The sequence below is a fragment of the Ensifer sp. Root1252 genome, from assembly GCF_001425885.1.
Taxonomy (GTDB): Bacteria; Pseudomonadota; Alphaproteobacteria; order Rhizobiales; family Rhizobiaceae; genus Ensifer; species Ensifer canadensis.
The window spans coordinates 25,037-47,415 of sequence record NZ_LMDT01000058.1; the positions used below are offsets into that span (position 1 = coordinate 25,037).

The following is a 22,379-nucleotide window of genomic DNA, read 5'->3' on the forward strand; positions in this document are numbered from 1 at the left end:
ACCAGAACCACAGCAGTTTCCGCACTGTCAGGGACACAAAGCCGCCGGGGTTTAGACGCGATGAAACTCGATGCCGTTGATGTCAGGCAAGCCGCTTCCGCAGCCGATATCGTCTACGAGGCATTGCGCAAGGCGATCATCGAGGGTGCGCTTGCCGAGGGGGAGAACCTGCGGCAGGACCAGATCGCCCAGATGTTCAACACCAGCCGCATCCCCGTGCGCGAAGCGCTTTCGCGCCTTGAACAGCACGGGTTGATCACGACGCAACGCTACAAAGGCGCTGTCGTTGCCGGCCTTTCGATCGAAGAGATCGAAGAGATCTTCGAATTTCGCGCTCTGCTGGAGGCGGAGGTGATCCGGCTTGCCGTGCCCAATATGGATCGAAGGACGCTCGAACTCGCCCGCAGGCATTGCGACGAGTTCGGCAAGGAATCCGATTCGGCGAAGTGGGGCGAAACCAACCGGAACTTCCACTACAGCCTCTATGAGGCCGCGCGGCGGCCTTACTACCTGCAGATCGTGCGCGCCTCGCTCGACCGCATCGATCGTTATCTGCGCGCGCAGCTGACGCTGACGGATGGCATGAAGCGCGCAGCGCGCGAGCATGAGGCGATCCTCAATGCCTGCGCCAAAGGTGACGCCGATCTGGCATCGTCGCTCACCCGGGATCACATCCTCGACGCCGGCCGTTCGCTCGTCGTTTTCCTGAAGGAGCAGAGAAGATAGGCGCCCATTCGCAGTGGCGCCGCCTCACTAGGACATGTTGCTCGCTCTCGCGTAAATTGTCGTCCAACTCTTGAACGTCCGTGGTTGACAAGGCATCAGGAACCTTGAAAAAGTGAAGCCCTATCGAGACCGGCTGCGTTGGGAGGACTTATGTCTGTGCGCGCGTTTTTCGGCCTTTCCGCTCTTCTTGTTTCTGTTTTGGCCGCCGGATATCCGGCTTTTTCGGCTGAGACCGGCCGTCAGGTCGAGATCACCCAGGACGGTGACTATTTCGGCTTCGATCTGCGAACCGAACAGAATGTCTCGCTGGATCAGTGCGAGACCGCCTGCATCGCGGACCAATCCTGCCGCGCATTCACCTACAATCCCAAGGTGAAATGGTGCTTCCTGAAGTCCGACTTCAATCAGTTGAACGACTTCCCCGGCGCCATCGCCGGCAAGATCGTCCAGGCGCAGGCCGTGCAGCCGGACCTCGGCGCGCCGCCGCGACTCTCGTTTCTCTCCGACCAGATCCTTCAGGATGCGCGCGACGCCAAGGCGAACCTTTCACTTGCCGACGATCAGCAGGGCTTCGGTGTCAACAACCTGATCGAAACGGCGCGCGCGCAGGCGGAATCGGGCATTATCGACGGTGCATTGAAGGCGTTCCAGGGCGCGCTTGCGATCACCCCTGATGACAGCGAGTTGTGGCTTGAAACGGCGCGCACGGCAAATCGCGTCACCGGCAATACCGATGTCGCGACGCAAGCCGCCCTTGCGGCGATCAACGGCTATCAGCTGACGCGGACCGCAGAAAGCCGCGCCCATGCGCTGGCCGTTCTCGCCAAGGCGCTGGAAAATGCCGAGAATTTCCGCGGCGCCCTCAATGCCTACAAGGCCAGCCTCGAACTGGTGCAATCAAAAACGGTCGAGACCGCCTACCTCGACCTGAAGGAACGCAAGCGCTTCCGCGTCATCGAAAACACCGTTGATGCCGATAGCGCCTCGCCGCGCGCCTGCGTGCAGTTTTCGGAGCAGCTACTAAAGAGCGGCGCCGACTATGCCTCCTTCGTCACACTCGACGGCGCTGCCCCGAAAGCAGTGGAAGCCAAGGGCGACCAGATTTGCGTTGAGGGTCTGTCGCATGGCCAGCGTTACAAGCTGACGCTGCGCACCGGCCTGCCCTCGTCGGTCGATGAAGTGCTTGAGGCGCCGGTCACTCTTGAGGTCTACGTCAAGGATCGCGGCCAGGTCGTGCGCTTTACCGGCGACAGCTTCGTGCTGCCCTCGACCGCGCGCCGCGGCATTCCGCTGGTTTCCGTCAACACCGACAGCGCCAAGCTCAAGCTCTACCGCATCGGCGATCGCAGCCTGGCGCAGGTGCTGCAGAACTCGCAGTTCCTGACGCAAATCGACGGCTACAGCGCCCAGCGCATTCAAGACGAAAGCGGAGAACTGGTCTGGGAAGGTTCGATCGCCATCGACAGCGTCCTCAACAAGGAAGTGGTCACCAGCTTCCCGGTCGATGAAGCATTGCCGAAGCGCAAAGCCGGCGTCTACGTGCTGACCGCAGCATCCGAAACCGGCCTCAGCCAGGATTGGGACGCCCGCGCTACCCAATGGTTCGTCGTCTCCGACATCGGCGTGTCGACCTATGCCGGCACCGACGGCCTGAACGTCTTTGCCCGATCGCTCGCAACCGCAAAGCCGATCGAAGGTGTCGAGCTGCAGCTTGTCGCCAAGAACAACGAAATCCTCGGCACGGCAACGACGGATGGCGACGGCCGCGCCACCTTCACCGCTGGTCTCATCCGCGGCACCTCCGCCCTGACCCCGGCCGTAATCACAGCCAAGAGCGGCGAAGACGACTTCGTTTTCCTCGACATGACGAGGGCGGGATTCGACCTGTCGGATCGTGGGGTCACCGGCCGTGCGGCGCCCGGCGCCATCGACGTCCTCGCCTGGACGGAGCGCGGCATCTACCGCGTCGGCGAGACGGTGCACGCGTCAGCACTTGCGCGAGACGTTAATGGCGAGGCCATCGAGAATCTGCCGCTCACCTTCGTGTTCCTGCGCCCTGACGGCGTCGAATACCGCAGGATGATCAGCGACGGCGGCAAGCTCGGCGGCCACACGCTCGATCTCGATGTTCAGGAAAACGCCATGCGTGGCACCTGGACGATGCAGATCTTCACTGATCCCAAGGCCTCGCCGATCGGCGAGAAGCAGTTTCTAGTCGACGATTTCGTGCCGGACCGCACGGAGTTCGATCTGACGAGCGAAGCAAAGGAGATCGCTGTCGGCGAACCGGTACAAGTCGTGGTCGATGGACGCTATCTCTATGGCGCACCGGCCGCCGGCCTCGAGCTTGAGGGCGAAGTGGTTCTGAAGCCGACGCGCGAAAGTGCTGCCTTCAAGGGATATTTCTTCGGCCTTGCCGACGAAGAGGCGAGCGAGGACACGCGTCTGCCGCTTGAGGACCTGACGGCTCTCGATGACGACGGCAAGTCGACCTTCGACGTGGCTTTGAGCGAAGTGCCGTCGACGACGCAACTGCTCAACGCCAATGTCACCGTGCGGATGCGCGAGGCCGGCGGTCGCGCCGTCGAACGATCCTTGACGCTGCCGGTAAAGCCGGAAGGCGCGATGATCGGCATCAAACCCGAGTTTTCGGGCGACCTTCAGGAAAACTCCGTCGGCAAGTTCCGCGTGATCGCCATCGACCCCGACGGTGCCAGGGCCGCCATGCCGGGTGCGCTCTGGAAGCTGATCAGCGTCGAGCGCAACTATCAATGGTACCGAGACGGAACCGCCTGGAAATACGAGCCGGTGGTCACCACCAAGCAGGTTGCGAACGGCACGCTCGACGTGACCGCCGATGGAGGCGAGATCGCCGTGCCCGTCGGCTGGGGCCGCTACCGTCTCGAAGTCGAGACGGCGGCCCTCGACGGACCGACATCGAGCGTCGAATTCGATGCCGGCTGGTATGTCGCATCGACATCGACCGAAACGCCCGATGGCCTCGAAATCGCGCTCGACAAGGAAAACTACGCCGTCGGCGAAACCGCCAAGCTCAAGGTTTCACCGCGTTTTGCCGGTGAACTGCTGGTAACCGTCGGCACGGAAGGCCTGATCACGACAAAGAGCGCGACGATTGTCGCCGAGGGTGGCGAGATCGATTTGCCCGTCACCGCCGATTGGGGGGCCGGCGCCTATGTCACCGCGACACTCTATCGGCCTGGTGATGCACAGGAAAGCCGCATGCCTATGCGCGCGATTGGCATCAAATGGCTGACCGTTGATCCCGCTGAGCGCAAGCTTGCCGTGGCCATCGAAGCGCCCGAAAAGACCGAACCGCGCAAGCCGCTCGATATCAGCCTGCAGGTGGCAGGGGCCGGCGCCAACGAAGAAGCCTATGTCACGATTGCCGCGGTCGACGTCGGCATCCTGAACCTGACCCGCTATGAAGCTCCGGATCCTGCCGCCTGGTATTTCGGCCAGCGCCAGCTCGGGCTCGAAATGCGCGATCTCTACGGTCGCTTGATCGATGGCTCGCTTGGGGCGACCGGCAAATTGCGCACCGGCGGCGACGGCGGCCAGGTCGCGCTGCAGGGAAGCCCGCCCACCGAAAAGCTGGTGGCGTTCTTCGAAGGTCCGGTGAAGCTCGACGCCGATGGCAAGGCGACCGTCAGCTTCGATATTCCGCAGTTCAACGGCACGGCGCGGATCATGAGCGTCGCCTGGACGAAGTCCGGCGTCGGCCATGCTGTCCGCGACGTCGTCATCCGCGACCCGATCGTCGTGACGGCGAGCCTGCCGCGCTTCCTTGCGCCGGGAGACCGCGCCGAACTGCGGCTCGACATCGCAAACACCGACGCTCCGGCCGGTGACTACCAAGTACAACTGACCACCAACGGACCGGTGACGGTGGAACAGACCGGCGCCAGCGAAACGGTACGCCTCGAACAGGGCGGCAAATCGGTTCTGACGCTGCCGCTGGTCGGCCAACACACAGGCGACGGGCTCGTTACTGTCCAGCTCACCGGCGCCTCCGGACTTTCGCTCGAACAGGCGCTCAACATTCCGGTGCGCCCGGCCACACTGCCGGTCACGCAGCGACAGGTGGTCAACCTTGCGGCGGGCAGCAGCCTGACGATCGACGGCCAGTTGCTGGCAGACAGCGTGCTCCAGGGCGCGTCGGTTTCGCTGAGCGTCACCCGGTCTGCGGCCTTCGACATTCCCGCCATCCTGATGGCGCTCGACCGCTACCCCTATGGCTGCACCGAGCAGACGACGAGCCGGGCGCTGCCGCTTCTCTATATGAGTGAATTGGCCAAGCAGTCCGGCCTTCCCGATGACGGCGAAGTGACCAAGCGGGTGCAGGAAGCGATCTACCGCGTGCTCTCCAACCAGTCGTCGTCCGGCAGCTTCGGCCTGTGGGGGCCGGGCTATGGGGACCTCTGGCTCGACGCCTATGTCACCGACTTCCTGACACGCGCACGTGAACAGAAGTACGACGTGCCTGAGGCAGCGATGGTGCAGGCACTGGAAAACCTGCAGAACGGCCTCGGCTATGACACCAATGTCAAGGATCGCGGCAACGAGATCGCCTATGCGCTCTATGTGCTCGCACGCAACCGCAAGGCCGCCGTCAACGACATCCGCTATTACGCCAACACGCTGATCAATGATTTCCCGACGCCATTGGCCAAGGCTCAGGTCGCAGCGGCGCTGGCGCTCTACGGCGATGCCCAGCGGTCACAGGAAATCTTTGCGTCCTCGGCCAACATGTCGACCGGCCTCGTCAATGTCAGCCTGTCGCGTTCCGACTACGGTTCTTCGCTGCGCGACGACGCGGCCGTCCTGGCTCTGGCCGCCGAAAGCCGTCCGGTTCCGCCGATCATTCCGGAACTGTCGAAGATCGTGGCACGGCAATGGGAGCAGAAGAAATATACCAGCACGCAGGAACAGGCCTGGATGCTGCTTGCCGCCCGTGCCGTTCAGGGCGGCGACGAGGGCATGCTGCTTGACGTCAATGGCGCGTCGAAGACCGGCGGCTACGCCGCGCGGATGCCCGGCGATGCGCTTCTGTCTCATCCGGTGGTGATCAAGAACGAGGGGGCGGACGCCGTCTCTGCGGTGGTCACCACGGTTGCTGCCCCGGCTCAGCCACTGTCGGCCGGCGGTGACGGCTTTGCCATCGAGCGCACTTATTACACACTCGATGGTGCCGAAGCCAATGTCAGCCAAGCCAGGCAGAACGAGCGCTATGTCGTGGTGCTGAAGGTCACCGAAACCAACGATTGGCCGTCCCGCGTGCTTGTTTCGGACCTTTTGCCGGCCGGTTTCCAGATCGATAACCCGAGCCTGGTCGACAGCGCCCAGCTGACGAACTTCGAATGGCTCGGCGAGATTACCGCGACGCATACGGAGTTCCGCAACGATCGCTTCGTCGCCGCCTTCGACCGCGCTACCGGCGATAGCCGCGAGCTGACGCTCGCCTATGTCGTCCGCGCGGTGAACCCCGGTGTCTACGATCATCCTGCCGCAAGCGTCGAAGACATGTACCGGCCGCAGTTCTCGGCGCGCACCGCGACAGGGCGTATGGAGGTTCTGGCAGCCCAATAGGCCCGATAATGTCGATAAGGCAAAAATTGCTGATCGCGATCCCCGTCGGCCTGTTGCTGACGGGGCTGTCTGCCTTTGCGCTCGACAAGGCTGACCAGGCATTTCCGCCGCCACTGGGAGCGGCTGGCATCGTGTCTCGCGAGGTTCTCGACGTCGACGGCCAATTGCTCAGGGCCTTTGCAACACCTGACGGTCTCTGGCGGCTGAACACGACTGTCGGTGACGTCGACCCGCAGTTTCTGCGGATGCTGGTTGCCTATGAGGACCAGCGGTTTCGCGAGCACGCCGGCATCGACTTCCTGGCGCTCGGCCGCGCCGCGCTGCAGTTCGTCACCAACGGCCGCATCGTTTCCGGCGCCTCCACCCTTTCGATGCAGGTGGCGCGGCTGATCGAACCGCGCGAACAACGAAGCATTGCGGCCAAGCTGCTTCAGATTGCGCGCGCGATCCAGATCGAGCGTCGGCTGTCCAAGGACCAGATTCTCGACCTTTATCTCAGCCACGCACCCTATGGCGGCAATCTTGAGGGGGTGCGCGCCGCAAGCCTGGCCTGGTTCGGCAAGGAGCCGAAGCGACTATCTGTAGGCGAAGCCGCGCTGCTGGTGGCGCTGCCGCAATTGCCGGAAAAGCGCCGGCCGGACCGCAACCACGCCGCAGCCGAAGCTGCCCGCAAGCGCGTCCTGACTCGGATGGCGGTTGCCGACGTGATCGGCGAAGGCGAAGCTGAACGGGCCGCGATGACGGCCATTCCGAACCGCCGCCTTCAGTTGCCGGCCTATGCCGCCCATCTGGCCGAGACGGCGCTGCGCAAGCAACCGACGGCCGTGCAGCATCACACGACGCTGCGCCGCAATGTCCAGCGCGGCCTCGAAGCGGTTGCGCGCGAGGGAGCGGCCAAACTGGGACCGAGAGTGTCCGTCGCCATGATCATGGCCGACGCACGCACGGGCGAGATCATCGGCGAAGTCGGCTCGGCCGATTATTTCGACGCGAGCCGCTCGGGCTGGATCGATATGACGCGGATCACCCGCTCGCCCGGTTCGACGCTAAAACCCTTCATCTACGGTCTCGCCTTCGAGGAGGGCCTGGTCAGCCAGGAAACCATTATCGAGGATCGACCGGCCGATTTCTTCGGTTACCGCCCGCGCAATTTCGACATGAGCTACCAAGGCGACGTCAGCGTGCGCCAGGCGTTGCAACTGTCGCTCAACGTTCCGGCCATTCGCCTGCTCGACGTCGTCGGCCCTGCCCGGCTGATGGTCAGGTTCCGCCGCGCCGAGGTGAAGCCTGTGCTGCCCGCAGGCGAGGCACCCGGGCTGGCAATCGGCCTTGGCGGGGTCGGCCTGACGCTGCGCGATCTCGTGCAGCTCTATGCTGGTCTTGCCAATCGCGGCTTCCCGGTGCGGCTCGGCGATGGCATCACCGGCACGGCCGGTCTGATCGACGGCGAACCGCTGCTTTCGCCCGTTTCCGCCTGGCATGTCTCGGATGTGCTCTCGGCCGTCTTGCCGCCGGCGGGAAGCCGGCAGCGCGGCATCGCCTACAAGACCGGCACCAGCTATGGCTATCGCGACGCCTGGTCGGTCGGCTACGACGGCCGTTATGTGCTCGGGGTCTGGGTCGGGCGGCCGGACAATGGCGCCGTTCCGGGGCTGACCGGCTATGGCGCGGCCGCGCCCATTCTTTTTGAAGGCTTTGCCAAATCCGGATTGCCGATCACGCCGCTGCCGGATGCACCGCCGGGCGCTGTGCGCATCTCCCAAATCGAGCTGCCGATCAGCCAGCGCCGCTTCTCGATGACCGCAAGCGGCCTCGTCAACGCCTCGGCGCGCGAGCCGGCGCCACAGATCGTCTTTCCGCCCGAGGGCGCGCGTGTCGAACTTGGCATCGACCATGAGACCATGTCACCGCTTACTTTGAAGCTGCAGGGCGGCCGCGCGCCCTTCCGGTGGCTCGCAAATGGCAAGCCGTTGCCCGATCCGACCCGCCGGCGGACGACGCAATGGCAGCCCGATGGCGCCGGCTATTCCACCCTCACGGTCATCGACGCCGTGGGTCGGGCCGCCAGCGTGCGCGTCTTTATCGAATAGATGAGACCCTCAGTCGGCTGCAGTTTGCGCACGTCGCTCGACCCGGCGTGAACGGTCAGAATACCGCCGAGGCGCCCGACTGTCCGCGTGTGGAGGGTTACGGTGCATCCCGCCAACGGGTCTCACCGCATCCACTCCTTCGGATCAATGGCAACCGGTAGTGGAATGACCAAATTTGCGACCAGCACCGCGTAAGATTGACGAAATAGTAGTTCTATCAGGAGAGGTTGCAGTCGCTCACGCTGTTTGCATCGCCTCCGCACGCGAACCTGTTTATGGTTGCGGACAATTGCTGATATCAATGAAGGATTGCTGAAATGTCGAAGGCCATGAACGTCATCGTTGCCGACGACCATGCCATCGTTCGCGAAGGCTTGAAGATGCTACTTTCGACGATGGCGGGCATATCTGTGGTTGCCGAGGCCGCCGACGGCGAAGCCGTGTTGGCGCTTGCGAGAAGTGAGCCGGCAGACCTTCTGACCCTCGATCTCGGCATGCCGGGCGTGGCAGGCATCCAGTTCATCGCCGACATCAGGGAACTGGCTCCGAGAATGAAGATCCTAGTGCTGACCGCCAATATCGAACCGCGAACGGTCCGCGCCGCCATAGATGCGGGCGCAAGCGGTTATCTCACGAAGAACGGCGACCCGGCCGAGCTTGCCTCTGCCGTTGACGCGCTTGGCGCCAACGAAATCTACCTCGCACAATCGATACGCTTTGCCGTCAGCCACCCGGAGCGACGGACCTTGCCGTCCGCGACCGACGAAGCGCTTTCGCCCATTCCCCTGACCCGGCGGGAGATGCAGATCCTTTCGCTCGCGGCTCAGGGCCTGACGGCTCGCGAGATTGCCGAACGGCTTGGCATCAGCCCGCTCACCGCGCGCAAGCACCGCGAAAACCTGATGCGCAAGCTCAGCCTGCATAGCGCTGCCGAACTCGCCGCCTACGCTGTGCGCATCGGCCTGCCCATTGGCTGAAATCCGCATGCCGCGCCGGCTCCAGCGGTGACATTCCCTTAACCACCACATCATTGGCCGCAGGTTCGAGGCTCCGAAATACGGCACCTGCCGTATGTCGCCGATCTACAACCAAGCGTAGTTCTCTGCCGACCCGATTCCGCACCGACGGGGTCGGGCCGAATGCCACGCTGCCGGAGGGGCAGCCGGCAAACCAGAGGAACTGCGATGCCCTCGATCGAGCACTGGATTTCGTTTGCGGTCGCTACGGCGATCTTTGCCTGCATGCCGGGGCCCGCCATTCTCTACATGACGGCGCAGACCTTGGCGCATGGCCGCAAAGCCGGTTTTTTGGCCGCATTCGGCATCCATATCGGCTGCTATGTGCATATTGCAGCCGCAACCCTCGGGCTTGCCGCCCTTCTCAGCCATGCACCGTTTGTCTATGCGGCAATCAAACTTGCCGGCGCCGTCTATCTGGTCTGGCTTGGCGGCATGATGCTGCTCGGCATCGGCAAGCATGATACGCATAAGACCGATGCCAAGCCCGGCGTGCTGCGCGACAGCATCCTCGTCGAAATCCTCAACCCGAAGACGGCCTTGTTCTTCGTGACGTTCCTGCCGCAATTCGTCGACCCCGCAGCGGCAATGCCAGTCTCGCTGCAGTTCCTGGTCTTCGGCATGCTGGTCAATCTGGCGTTGTCGGCCGCTGATGTCGCCGCTGTGATACTCGCATCCCTGACCCTTGGTCGCTTCACCGGCCAGAGCAGCCTGGTCCCGCGGGCATGCGGTTCGATCCTCATCGGCCTCGGCATGATGCTGGCAACGCAGTCCGTCTGACACGAGGGGTCTTGCGATCAAACCCTTTCCTATCCCGATTGTTTCGGCGATGATATCCGGGCCTTGAACGTCAGCGCAAAGCTCGAAGTCCTTCGGATGCCATCGCAAGGCTATGGATGACGTCCGTGCGAGAGGAAAACGGTCGCATGCTCAGCCCTGCCGAGATTTCGCAAGCAGCCGAGAGCCTTCACCAGGCCGAAATCGATCGCAGCCAGGTCGGCCTGTTGTCCCTCAAACATCCGGGGATGACGATAGACGACGCCTATGCGGTTCAATCCGCCTGGGTGCGGCGCAAGCGGGACCTCGGCCGACGGATCATCGGCTTCAAGATCGGGTTGACGTCAAAGGCCATGCAGCAGGCGCTTGATATCGACACACCGGATTCCGGCGTGCTGTTCGACGACATGCTGTTCGAGGATGGTGCAACCATTCCCGCCGATCGCTTCATCCAGCCTCGCGTAGAGGCCGAAATCGCCTTCGTGATGAAGGCGCCGCTCAAAGGGCCGCGCGTCACCATCCTGAACGTGCTCAACGCCACCGACTTCGTGATCCCCGCGCTGGAGATCCTCGACACCCGCATCGTCAGACGCGATCCCGAGACACAGCAGGCCCGAGGGATCGCCGATACGATCGCCGACAATGCGGCCAATGCCGGGCTGATCCTTGGCGGACGACCGATGCGCCCCGACGCGGTCGATATGCGCTGGATGGGCGCCATCCTCTCGCGCAACGCCGAAGTGGAAGAAACTGGATTGGGGGCGGGCGTTCTCAATCATCCCGCCCATGGCATCGCCTGGCTCGCCAACCGCTTGGCGCAGTATGGCGACGCGATCGAACCGGGCCAGATCGTGCTTTCCGGCTCGTTCGTGCGTGCGGTGGAGGCGCGCAGCGGCGACACTTTCGTTGCCGATTTCGGCAATCATGGCACAGTCAGCTGCCACTTCGCCCAAAGCGCCGCCTGACCCAGCGGCACCAATGTCTTAGGCACCCTATCCTCGCGTGCTATTGTACCAGGATTGCGCGGAAATCATTGACATTCGTGCCGGTCGGCCCGGGCTTGAAGATATCGCCGAGCGCGTCGAAGGCACTCCAGCTATCATTCCGCTGTAGGAGTGCTGCGGCGTCGAGCCGCTGTGCGGCGAGCCGGGCGATCGTCGTTCCGTCGGCGAAGGCGCCGGCATTGTCCTCGGAACCGTCGATGCCATCGGTATCGGCGGCAAGCGCCGAAACGCCAATGGCGCCATCAATGCCAAGGGCCAGCGACAGCAGGAACTCGCTGTTGCGTCCGCCCTTGCCTGCCCCGCGCATGGTAACGGTCGTCTCGCCGCCGGAAAGAACGACAACGGGCTTCGCGAAGGGGCGGCCGCGGCCTGCGACCTCACGGGCGATTGCCGCGTGAACACTGCCGACGTCACGCGCCTCGCCTTCGATTGCGTCGGAGAGAATGATTGCCTCGATGCCGGCCTCCCGCGCCTTGGCGGCAGCCGCCTCGAGCGAGACGGAAGCGGATGCGATCAGGCGTACTTCGTTGGCAGCGAAACGCGGGTCGGACGGCGACGGCGCATCGGCAGCCGGATCGGCGAGCCACGCCAGAACCTTTTCGGGCAATTGCAAGCCATAGCGCTCGATGATCTTCAGGGCGTCGGCACGAGTGCTTGCGTCGGGCAGGGTCGGGCCGGAGGCGACCAGCGCCGGGTCATCGCCGGGAATATCAGATACGATGAGTGAAACGACCTTCGCCGGATAGGCCGCGGCCGCGAGCCGGCCACCCTTGATCAATGAGACGTGCTTGCGCACCGCATTCATGGCGCTGATCGGCGCGCCCGAGGCGAGCAGCGCCCGGTTGACGGCGACTTCATCGTCCAGCGAAAGGCCTGGAGGTGGTGACGGCAGCAGGGCCGATCCACCACCGCAGACAAGAGCAACGACCAGATCGTCTTCCGACAGGCCGCTGACCTCGGCGATCAAGCGCCGAGAGGCCTGCAGACCGCTTTCATCCGGCAGCGGATGCGATGCTTCCAGCACCTCGATACGCTGGCAAGGGGCTGCGTAGCCGTAGCGGGTGACGACGACGCCGGAAAGCGGACCATCCCAATGTCGCTCGAAGGCCTGCGCCATCTGTGCCGCACCCTTGCCGGCGCCGACGACCACGGTCCGGCCCTTCGGCCGCTCCGGCAGGTTGGCGGCAATCACCAGTGCCGGGTCGGCAGCGGCAACCGCCGATGTGAACAGCGTTTCCAGAAACGTGCGCGGATCGGCAATGGCTGCCATGTCTCTCCCCTTCATCCAAGATCTCGGGCGGCGGCTCCTCCTTCCGCCGCCCGGAGGCACGATCGGCAGACGGAACGGGCCGCCGGTCGATCATGCGTATTTTCATGCTGTCGTAGCGGTGCTTCAGGCGACCTGATGGTTCGCCATGCGCTCAAGGGCACGCACCAGGCCGGAATGGTCAAGCCCGCTGTCACCATTGGCGGCGCAGTTGTTGAACAGCTCCTGCGTCGCTGCCGTGTTCGGTAGCGAGATGCCGAGGGATTTTGCGCCCTGCAGCGCCAGGTTCAGATCCTTCTGGTGCAGCGAGATGCGGAAGCCCGGATCGAAGGTGCGCTTGATCATGCGATCGCCATGCACTTCGAGAATGCGCGAGGAGGCAAAACCACCCATCAATGCTTCGCGAACCCGCGCCGGATCGGCACCGGCCTTCGACGCGAAGACGAGCGCCTCGGACACCGCTTCGATCGTCAGCGCGACGATGATCTGGTTGGCGACCTTGGTCACCTGGCCATCACCACAATCGCCAACGAGCGTGATGTTCTTGCCCATCAGCTGGAACAACGGCAAGGCCCGGTCGAAGCTCTCCTGAGAGCCGCCGGCCATGATCGAAAGCGAACCGTTCTTGGCACCGACTTCGCCGCCGGAGACTGGCGCGTCGACGTATTCCGCACCGGTTTCGCGGATCTTTTTGGCGAACTCCTTGGTCTCGATCGGCGAGATCGAGCTCATGTCGATGACCAACTTGCCCTTGGAAAGGCCGTAGGCGACGCCGTTCTCGCCGAAGATAACGTCCTTCACTTCAGGGGTGTCCGGCAGCATCAGGATGATCGTGTCGACCGCCTCGGCAAGTGCCTTCGGCGTCTCGACAAACGTCAGGCCATTGTCGAGCAGTTCCTGCCGCGGCGGGATCGCAAATTTCGAAGTGATGATCGTATGCCCGGCATCCTGCAGATGGCGTGCCATCGGCGTACCCATGATGCCCAGTCCAATAAAGCCGATCGTTGCCATTGTGCTTAACTCCTGATCTTGATGATATCTGCGGATTGCGTGCGCTTGCGCTCGGCGCCAAGCCAGCCAAGGCCCTCGGCCGTGGTCGTGCGCGGCTTGTATTCGCAGCCGATCCAACCGTCGTAGCCCGCCTCTTCGAGCGCATCGAAGACGTAGGGATAGTTGATCTCGCCCGTACCCGGTTCGTTGCGGCCCGGGTTATCGGCAAGCTGGACATGGGCGATGCGGCCGGCAAAGCGCCTGTAGGTACCGATGAGTTCGCCTTGCGTGCGCTGCTGATGGTAGAGGTCGTACTGGATGAAGAGGTTGTCGCTGCCGACCTCGTCGATGATCGAAGCGGCCTGCTCGACCGTGTTGAGGTAGAAGCCGGGAATATCGAAGTGGTTGATCGGCTCGATCAGCAGGCAAATGCCCTGCTTGCCCAGTTCGCTCGCGGCGAGCTTGAGGTTGGCGACCAGCGTGGTGCGCAGCACGGCTTCCGAGACCCCGTCCGGCGCAATGCCGACCAGGCAGTTGACCTGTTTGCAATCAAGCGTGGTCGCATAGTCGATGGCGCTCGCCACGCCCTTGCGGAACTCGTCGATCCGGTCGGGAAGGATGGCGATGCCGCGCTCGCCGCCGGCCCAGTTGCCGGCCGGCAGGTTGTGCAGCACTTGTTTCAGGCCGTAACGCTGCAACTCGGCGCGCAGGCTGACCTTCTCGAACTCGTAGGGGAAGAGATACTCGACACCTTCGAAGCCGGCTTTTGCAGCAAGGGCAAAACGATCGAGGAACGGCGCCTCGGTAAACAGCATTGTCAGGTTCGCAGCGAACTTCGCCATGCGATTTTTCCTCCTTGTGATAGTTTTCAATCGAGAAGCGCTTCGATCGCGGTCGGTGCATCTTCGCCACGCGCCGCCAGTTCCTCGAACTCGACGACGGCGTTGATGTCCGCACCCATGGCGATGTTGGTGACGCGCTCGAGGATGAACTCGATGACGACGGGAACCTGGTGCTCATCCATCAGGGCGCGTGCCCGGTCGAACGCTTCCTGGAACTCGTTGGGGCTGCGCACCCGGATCGCCTTGCAGCCGAGACCCTCGGCGACGGCGACATGGTCGACGCCATAGCCCTTCTCCGCGTCTTCAGACGCATTGATGTTGTCGAAGGCGAGGCTGACTTCGAAATCCATGTTGAAGCCGCGCTGCGCCTGGCGGATGAGGCCGAGGTAGGAATTGTTCACGACGACATGCAGGTAGGGCAGCTTGTGCTGGGCGCCGACCGCCAGTTCCTCGATCATGAACTGGAAATCATAGTCGCCGGAAAGTGCTACGATCGGCCGATCGGGATCGGCGGCACGCACGCCAAGGGCAGCCGGCAGGGTCCAGCCGAGCGGGCCGGCCTGGCCGCAATTGATCCAGTTGCGCGGCTTGTAGACGTGCAGGAACTGCGCGCCGGCGATCTGGCTGAGGCCGATGGTCGAGACATAGCAGGTGTCGCGGCCGAAGGCCTTGTTCATCTCTTCATAGACGCGCTGCGGCTTTAGCGGCGTCTGGTCGAAATGGGTCTTGCGCAGCATGGTCCGCTTGCGCTCGCGGCATTCTTGCGCCCAGCCCGACCAGTCGCGCAGCTTGCCGGCGGTCTTCCATTCCGTCGCAACGTCAAGGAAAAGCTTCAGCGCTGCCCCCGCGTCTGAGACGACGCCGAAATCCGGCGCGAAGACGCGTCCGATCTGCGTCGGTTCGATATCGACGTGAACGAACTTTCGACCCTCGGTATAGGTCGGTATGTTGCCGGTGTGGCGGTTTGCCCAACGGTTGCCGACGCCGAGCACGAAGTCGGAGGCGAGCATGCTGGCATTGCCGTAGCGATGCGACGTCTGCAGGCCGCACATGCCGGCCATCAGCGGATGATCGTCCGGGATCGTGCCCCAGCCCATCAGTGTCGGAATGACCGGGATACCGGTGATCTCGGCAAATTCGGTCAAGAGATCCGAGGCGTCGGCATTGATGATGCCGCCACCGGCAACGATCAACGGCCGCTCGGCCTCGTTCAGCATCGCAATGACCTTCTCGGCCTGCGCGCGCGTCGCCTTCGGCTTGTAGGGCTCGAGCGGCTCATACGTCTCGGGATCGAATTCGATCTCGGCCAGCTGAACGTCGACCGGCAGGTCGATCAGCACCGGTCCGGGCCGCCCGGAGCGCATCAGGTGAAAAGCCTTCTGGAAGACGAACGGCACCAGCGCCGGCTCCATGACGGTGACAGCCCACTTGGTGACGGGTGCTGCGATCTTGGAGATATCGACGGCCTGGAAATCCTCCTTGTCCAGGCGGGCGCGCGGCGCCTGCCCGGTGATGCAGAGGATCGGGATCGAGTCGGCGGAAGCCGAGTAAAGGCCGGTGATCATGTCGGTGCCGGCCGGGCCTGACGTGCCGATGCAAACGCCGATGTTGCCGTGCTTGGCGCGGGTGTAGCCTTCCGCCATATGCGAGGCGCCCTCTACGTGGCGGGCAAGGATGTGGCGAACCGAGCCGCGCGCCCTCAGAGCGGAATAAAACGGATTGATTGCCGCACCGGGCACGCCGAAGGCACAATCGATGCCCTCTTTCTCAAGAACGTAAACAGCCGCATCAACGGCACGCATCTTAGCCATGGGAACTCCTCCTATTTGATGAGACGATACCCCATTGTCATCAATGTTCAACATTTAAATGGAATTCATTTCCATCAGATGGAAATAAACATCTTCAAGAATTTCGAAACAATCAATCCTGGTCCTGCTAGAGGATGATAGGAATGACTCGGCTGCTGGAGGATGGATCATGGATGCGACAGGCAAGGGAAAACGCGGCCGAAAGGCGGGCGAAAACGCAGCGCCCGGCTCCGTGCAGGTGCTCGACCGTAGCCTGACGCTGCTGGCGGTCGTTGCCGAAAGCGACGGCTCGACATTGACGAACTTGTCCGATGTCACAGGCATAGCGCCATCGACCGTGCACCGGCTGCTGACGTCTCTGGCCAACCACGGCATGGTGATGAACGACCCCGACACCGGCGCCTGGACGATCGGCCTCAAGGCATTCGAGATCGGCAACGCCTATCTGCGCTTCCGCAAGCTCGGCACCATCAGCCGTCCGTTTCTGAAACAGCTGATGGAAGAAAGCGGTGAGACTGCCAATATCGGCATCGAAGAAGGCGGCGATGTCGTCTTCATCTCGCAGGTGGAAAGCCATGCCCCGATGCGGGCCTTCTTCCGCCCCGGCCGGCGCGGGCCGATCCATGCCTCCGGAATCGGCAAGGCGATCCTGTCGACCTGGGCCGACAAGGATGTCGCGCATCTGCTGGCTGGACGCGACCTGGCGCATTTCACCGACAAGACACGCGACAACCTGTCGGCGCTGCTGCAGGACATCCAGAAGATCCGCCAGCGCGGCTGGTCGATCGACGACGAGGAACACACGCTCGGCATGCGCTGCGTGGCAGCGCCGATCTTCAACGAATATGGGGAAACGATCGCCGGGATCTCGATCTCAGGACCATCCGTGCGCGTCAATGACGACAAGCTCTTAGTGCTGGGACCGGTCGTGCGCGAGCGCGCCGATGCCTTGACCCGGGCCATGGGCGGCAAGCGCCCCGAAGATCTCTGATAAGGAGATCTTTGACAAGAAAGCCTCCCCTTGTGGGGGGAGGCTTGCGTACGCGGCGTTGAGTTGGAACGTTCAGCGTCGAACGTTGGGAGACCAGGCTTCCGCGATGGTTCAGACCGTCTCGAGTTTCCGGCCGCCCGTGGCTTCTGTCTCGGCTGCCTGGTTGCTGGCACGATGTTTCATCGGCTTGCCGGCAACATAGGTTTCGGCCACCGATCGGTCGTCGCCCATCGTCTGCAGGATGAAGAGTTCCTCGGCGAGCGTCTTGGCCACGCGCATTCTCAGCTCCATCGACGGCTTGGCGCGACTGTCGAGCACGACGATATCGGCGTCGGCGCCGATATGCAGCGAGCCGATGCGGTCGTCGAGATCGAGCGCCCGCGCGTTGCCGAGCGTCATCATGTAGAACGAGTTGAACGGCGAAAGCCGCTGACCCTGCAGATGAAGAACCTTGTAGGCCTCATCCATGGTTTCCAGCATCGAGAAGCTGGTGCCGGCGCCGACGTCGGTTGCCACCGACCAGCGCGCGCCGAGTTTGTCGAAACGGTCGCGGTCAAAGAGGCCCGAACCGAGGAACAGGTTCGAGGTCGGGCAGAAAGTGCCGACGGCGCCGGTCTCGGCGAGAACCGAGATCTCGCGATCGCTGAGGTAAATGCAGTGCCCGAGCAACGTCTTGCGGGTCAAAAGATCGTAGCGTGCATAGATGTCGGTATAGTCCTTCGCTTCCGGGTAGAGCGACGTCGCGAAAGCGATCTCGTCCTTGTTTTCGGACAGATGCGTCTGGACGTAGCATTCGGGATGTTCGGCGACGAGCGCCCGGCTCATCTCCATCTGTTCCGGCGTCGAGGTGATGGCGAAACGCGGGCTGATGGCGTAGTGGGCGCGGCCGCGGCCGTGCCACTTGCCGATCAGTTGCTTCGTCTCGTCATATCCGAGTTGAGGCGTGTCGCGCAGCGCATCGGGCGCATTGCGATCCATCATTACCTTGCCGCCGATCATCAGCATGCCGCGGCTTTCCGCAGCGCCGAAGTAGGCATCGACACTCTCCGGATGCACCGAACAATAGGCAACGGCCGTGGTGGTGCCGTTGGAAAGCAGCTCGTCCATGAACCGGCCGGCGATGAATTGAGCATGCTCCGGCTGGCGGAACTTTTGTTCCTCGACGAAAATGTAGGTGTTCAGCCATTCGAGCAATTGCGCACCATAGGAGGCGATCGCCTGCGTCTGCGGGAAATGCAGATGCGTGTCGATCAGGCCCGGCAACACCAGGTTCGGTCGATGATCGGCAACCTTGACCGCTGGCCCGGCCCTGCGGGCAACATCCGAATGCTCGCCGATATCGGCAACCTTGCCGTTGCGCACCAGAACGGCGCCATCTTCGAAGTAGCGATAGGAGGCGTGGTCGTCGATGCCTTTGGGCGCCTCGACAAACGTCAGCACGCGGCCGCGGATCAGCAAATCGGTCATTGAACCTTCTCTCCCTTTACGACCGTCTCATACCAGGCGACGAGGAGCTTGCGCTCCTCGTCCGATATGCCGGTGACATTGGCCGGCGGCATCGCGTGCGAACGGCCGGCTTGCAGATAGATTTCGCGTGCGTGCGCGGCGATCTCGCCGTCGGTCTCCAGCGTCACGCCCTTCGGCGGCACGACCAGCCCTTCCCAGCCGGGCTCCTTGGCGTGGCACATGGAACAGCGGCCAAGCACAGTGTCGCGAACCTTCGGAAAGGCCTCGGCGGTAACGAACGGCTGCTGCGCCGCCGAAACCTTCGCCTCCTCGTCGCCGCTCAGGATCTTCGGCACGGTCGACAGCCACATGATGACAATGAAGAGCAGCGCGGTCGCAAGCCACGTCCAGGTCGGATTGCCCTTGTCGGCATGACGGGTGTTGAAATAGTGGCGGATGGTGACGCCCATCAGGAACACCAGCGAGGCGATGATCCAGTTGTACTGGGTGCCGAAGGCCAGCGGATAATGGTTCGACAGCATCAGGAACAGCACAGGCAGCGTCAGGTAGTTATTGTGCGTGGAACGCTGCTTGGCGATGACGCCGTATTTGGCGTCCGGCGTGCGGCCGGCGATCAGGTCGGCAACGACGATCTTCTGGTTCGGGATGATGATGAAGAAGACGTTTGCCGACATGATCGTCGCGGTGAAGGCGCCGAGATGCAGGAAGGCGGCGCGGCCGGTGAAAAGCTGCGTATAGCCCCAGGCCATGCCGACGAGGATGAAATACAGGAGCACCATCAGCTTGGTGTTGTCGCGGCCGGCCGGCGACTTGCAGATCGTGTCATAGACAAGCCAGCCGAAGCCGATCGAGGCCAGCGAAATGGCGATCGCCGTCGTCTTCGACACGTCGAGGACATTGGGGTCGATCAGATAAAGGTCAGCGCCGGCGTAATAGACCATGCACAGCATGCCGAAACCGGAAAGCCAGGTGACGTAGGATTCCCATTTGAACCAGATCAGGTGCTCCGGCATGTTTGATGGAGCCACCAGATACTTCTGGATATGATAGAAGCCGCCGCCGTGGACCTGCCATTCCTCGCCATAGGCTCCAACAGGCAGATCGGGTCTTTTCTTCAGGCCAAGATCGAGCGCGACGAAATAAAACGACGAACCGATCCATGCGATACCGGTGATGACGTGTAGCCATCTCATGGCAAAGGTGAGCCAATCCCAGGCTATGGCATACTCGTACATGCAATTCTCCCATTTCTCCGTGGCGCATTATGTGTCATTGCTGGAGGCCGCGGGAACGTCGCTGGTTCACCAACACTTTCAAAAAAATCTATAAAATCGCGACGGAATGGATGCGTTAGATAGGGCCCGGAGGAGAGATCGGGAGGCATGTCATATCTGGACAATGTTCGCGTCTTCGTACGCGTCGTAGAGCTTGGAACCCTGTCGGCAGCTGGTCGCGACCAGCGCGTAACGCCGGCGGTTGCCAGCAATAGAATCAAAGAGTTGGAGCGCCACATGGGCGTTCGGCTGTTCAATCGGACGACACGCAAGCTGACCCCGACGGAGCACGGCCGTGTGTTCTACGACGGTGCCGTCAAGATTCTCGAAGCTGTCAATGAGGCGGAGAACGCCATCGCGGATCTGTCGCACAATCCGAAGGGTGCACTGAAGATTACCGCTCCGTTGGGGATAGGTCGGCGGCTGATCGCCTCGGGCATTCCGGAGTTTCACGACAAATATCCGGATATCGAGGTGCGGCTCAGGCTCTCCGACCACAATGTCGATATCCTGTCGGAAGGCGTCGATGTCGCCTTCAAGCTCGGCATCCTCGAAGATTCGAACCTGCGCATGCGTGGCATCATGAACTGCGAGCGCGTCGTCTGCGGCGCACCCGCCTATTTCGAGAAGCGCGGCGTGCCGCAAACGCCCGACGAGCTTATCGCCGACAAGCATGACTGTCTGCTGCTGCGCTATCCCGGTTCCAAGGAGTACTTCTGGACATTGCAGACGTCTGAGGGTGTCAGGAAGCTCGAAGTGACCGGGCCTTACGATTCGGATGATGGCGATGTGTTGACCCAATGGGCGCTCGATGGTCGCGGCATCATCAACAAGCCTCTCTTCGAGGTGAAGAGCTACATCAACACCGGCGAGCTGGTGCCAATCCTTGCCTCGACACCGCCGCTCGGCGTGCAACTGGCGGCCATCTATCCGCACAAGCGCTTCCAGGACCCGAAGGTTCGGCTGATGATCGACTATATGGCGGAGCGCTGTCAGCGGCTGATCGGCAAGATGCTCGCCTGACAGCCCCGCCTAAAACAGCGCTCTGCTTGATCGGTTAAGGCACGAGCACGATCTTACCGGTCGTGCTTCGTGTTTCCATGGCACGGTGCGCCTCTGCCGCCTGATCCAGCGGAAACCGACCACCCAGATGGACCTTGAGCCGCCCGTCCTCCACGCGACGAAACAGATCGCCGAGATCGGTTTTCAGGGCGGACGGCGTGAGCAACGGCAATAGAGCGAACCCACGCAGGGATTGATTGCCCGAAAGCATTTGTTCGACGTCAGCGGCTTCGAGTTCGAAGCGACCCATCGCGCCGAAGACGAGCTCACCGCCTTGCGCCAGAACACCAAGCGCGGATTTGGTGAAGGATCCGCCGACCATGTCGTAGATCGTCTCGACTGACCCACCCGCCAGATGCTGTCCAAGCTCCGACTGCCAATCCGCTGCCTTGTAGTCGATTGCAAGGTCCGCGCCGAGCGAGCGTGTGAACGCGACCTTCTCGCCGCCGCCCGCAAGCGCGATTACCGTTTTTGCACCCGCCTCTCTTGCAAGCTGAATGAGCAGCGAGCCGACACCGCCGGCCGCAGCAGTCACCAGCACGGTCTTTCCCTGCGGATTGCTTTGCCGAACGAGATGAAGCGCCGTCAGCCCCTGGATCATCAGCGCTGTCGCCACTTCGAACGAAACGTCGCCGGGGATCGGCACGAGTGCGTCAGCGTCGATCGCGACATATTCGGCGCACCCGCCCGCCCCGCGGCCGAAGGCGAACATCGGCACGGCGACACGCGTGCCGACCGCCGGCGTTTTCACGCCTTCGCCCTGCGCCTCGACAATGCCCGCGACCTCGACACCCGGCACCATCGGCAAACCAGGCTTCACCGCATATCGATCCTGCCGCATCAGAACTTCGAAGAAATTGAGTCCGATCGCCCCGACCCGCACCAGCACTTCGCCGTGCGCGGGCACCGGCTTCGGCATATCGATCAGCTCAAGGACTTCAGGGCTCCCGAAGGAGCGGTACTGGATTGCTTTCATGGATCTCGACCTCATTTGACTGGCTTTGATCCATAGATAGCCTTAGGCTCCCGTTCGGCTCTACACACCCTTTTGTTCCATACTGACCGGTTGGTAACCATGGCCGATATCATCAAGAGACTGCCGTCACTGCCATCCGAGCGTGCGCTCAAGGTGATCTCCGGGCGATGGAAGGCAGTGATCCTCTATCACCTGTTCGACGGTCCGAGGCGCCTTTCGGAGTTGCGACGGCTTGTGCCGGCCGTCAGCCAGAAAGTCCTGATCCAGCAGCTTCGCGAAATGGAGGAACATGGCCTCGTTCATCGCGAGATCTTTCGCGAAGTGCCGCCAAGGGTGGAATATTCGGCAACGGCGCTTGGCCACAGCCTCGAGCCGGTCCTGCTTGCCCTGTGCGAATGGGGCCAGCGTCACGCCGAAGAACTGGGTGAATTCGACCAGGTCGGCGATTGCATCATCCGGCCGCGCCAAAGCGCCTGAGC

At 62.5% G+C, this 22,379-nt stretch carries 16 protein-coding genes; 9 read left to right on the forward strand and 7 right to left on the reverse strand.

From position 1 onward, the window contains the following. The first annotated feature begins 60 nt into the window (after positions 1–60). The 6 genes from ASD02_RS35000 to hpaH all read left to right on the forward strand — a co-directional run bounded on the left by ASD02_RS35000 (position 61) and on the right by hpaH (position 11,181). Positions 61–726: a GntR family transcriptional regulator gene (locus ASD02_RS35000; RefSeq protein WP_025428611.1), complete on the forward strand. Its 666-nt coding sequence runs from the start codon at positions 61–63 to the stop codon at positions 724–726. Positions 727–882: 156 nt separating this feature from the next. After that, a complete protein-coding gene (locus ASD02_RS35005; RefSeq protein ID WP_057218304.1) occupies positions 883–6,333 on the forward strand; it encodes an alpha-2-macroglobulin family protein in 5,451 nt (1,816 codons plus the stop codon). Positions 6,334–6,341: 8 nt separating this feature from the next. After that, positions 6,342–8,423 (forward strand): penicillin-binding protein 1C, encoded by a 2,082-nt coding sequence (gene pbpC, locus ASD02_RS35010; RefSeq protein WP_057218119.1) that lies wholly within the window; start codon positions 6,342–6,344, stop codon positions 8,421–8,423. Between the two features lie 317 nt (positions 8,424–8,740). Continuing rightward, positions 8,741–9,400 (forward strand): response regulator transcription factor, encoded by a 660-nt coding sequence (locus tag ASD02_RS35015; RefSeq protein ID WP_057211243.1) that lies wholly within the window; start codon positions 8,741–8,743, stop codon positions 9,398–9,400. Positions 9,401–9,607: 207 nt separating this feature from the next. Then, positions 9,608–10,219 (forward strand): LysE family translocator, encoded by a 612-nt coding sequence (locus tag ASD02_RS35020; protein ID WP_057218121.1) that lies wholly within the window; start codon positions 9,608–9,610, stop codon positions 10,217–10,219. A gap of 146 nt (positions 10,220–10,365) precedes the next feature. Beyond that, positions 10,366–11,181: a 2-oxo-hept-4-ene-1,7-dioate hydratase gene (gene hpaH, locus ASD02_RS35025; protein WP_057218123.1), complete on the forward strand. Its 816-nt coding sequence runs from the start codon at positions 10,366–10,368 to the stop codon at positions 11,179–11,181. A gap of 40 nt (positions 11,182–11,221) precedes the next feature. Here the strand turns inward: hpaH and ASD02_RS35030 are convergent, their stop codons facing one another. The 4 genes from ASD02_RS35030 to gcl all read right to left on the reverse strand — a co-directional run bounded on the left by ASD02_RS35030 (position 11,222) and on the right by gcl (position 16,130). Beyond that, positions 11,222–12,490, reverse strand: a complete 1,269-nt coding sequence (locus ASD02_RS35030; protein WP_025428605.1) for a glycerate kinase — start codon at positions 12,488–12,490, stop codon at positions 11,222–11,224. A gap of 123 nt (positions 12,491–12,613) precedes the next feature. Beyond that, positions 12,614–13,498 (reverse strand): 2-hydroxy-3-oxopropionate reductase, encoded by an 885-nt coding sequence (gene glxR / locus ASD02_RS35035; RefSeq protein WP_057218124.1) that lies wholly within the window; start codon positions 13,496–13,498, stop codon positions 12,614–12,616. 5 nt (positions 13,499–13,503) lie between these two features. Next, the gene (gene hyi / locus ASD02_RS35040) at positions 13,504–14,319 is read right to left on the reverse strand and encodes a hydroxypyruvate isomerase (protein ID WP_057218126.1); all 816 of its coding nucleotides are present in this window, start codon (positions 14,317–14,319) and stop codon (positions 13,504–13,506) included. Positions 14,320–14,345: 26 nt separating this feature from the next. After that, on the reverse strand, positions 14,346–16,130 hold the full coding sequence (gcl, locus tag ASD02_RS35045) for a glyoxylate carboligase (RefSeq protein ID WP_057218128.1): 1,785 nt from the start codon (positions 16,128–16,130) through the stop codon (positions 14,346–14,348). A gap of 169 nt (positions 16,131–16,299) precedes the next feature. Between gcl and ASD02_RS35050 the strand changes: the two genes are divergently transcribed. Further along, positions 16,300–17,121, forward strand: coding sequence for an IclR family transcriptional regulator (locus ASD02_RS35050; RefSeq protein ID WP_057220111.1), 822 nt, complete (start codon positions 16,300–16,302; stop codon positions 17,119–17,121). Between the two features lie 111 nt (positions 17,122–17,232). On the opposite strand, the gene guaD is transcribed toward ASD02_RS35050, so the two are convergent. Both guaD and ASD02_RS35060 read right to left on the reverse strand, forming a co-directional pair. Then, positions 17,233–18,588 carry a guanine deaminase gene (guaD, locus tag ASD02_RS35055; protein ID WP_057218131.1) on the reverse strand — a complete coding sequence of 452 codons (1,356 nt, stop codon included), beginning with the start codon at positions 18,586–18,588 and terminating at the stop codon, positions 17,233–17,235. After that, a complete protein-coding gene (locus tag ASD02_RS35060) occupies positions 18,585–19,823 on the reverse strand; it encodes a urate hydroxylase PuuD (RefSeq protein WP_057218133.1) in 1,239 nt (412 codons plus the stop codon). The genes guaD and ASD02_RS35060 overlap by 4 nt, the downstream gene beginning before the upstream one ends. A 147-nt stretch (positions 19,824–19,970) precedes the next feature. Between ASD02_RS35060 and ASD02_RS35065 the strand changes: the two genes are divergently transcribed. Next, positions 19,971–20,885, forward strand: a complete 915-nt coding sequence (locus ASD02_RS35065) for a LysR family transcriptional regulator (RefSeq protein WP_057218135.1) — start codon at positions 19,971–19,973, stop codon at positions 20,883–20,885. 34 nt (positions 20,886–20,919) lie between these two features. On the opposite strand, the gene ASD02_RS35070 is transcribed toward ASD02_RS35065, so the two are convergent. Then, positions 20,920–21,900, reverse strand: a complete 981-nt coding sequence (locus ASD02_RS35070; RefSeq protein ID WP_057218137.1) for a zinc-binding dehydrogenase — start codon at positions 21,898–21,900, stop codon at positions 20,920–20,922. Positions 21,901–21,999: 99 nt separating this feature from the next. Between ASD02_RS35070 and ASD02_RS35075 the strand changes: the two genes are divergently transcribed. Then, complete coding sequence (locus ASD02_RS35075) at positions 22,000–22,377, forward strand: helix-turn-helix domain-containing protein (RefSeq protein WP_057218139.1); 378 nt, start codon at positions 22,000–22,002, stop codon at positions 22,375–22,377. The last annotated feature ends 2 nt before the right edge of the window (positions 22,378–22,379 follow it).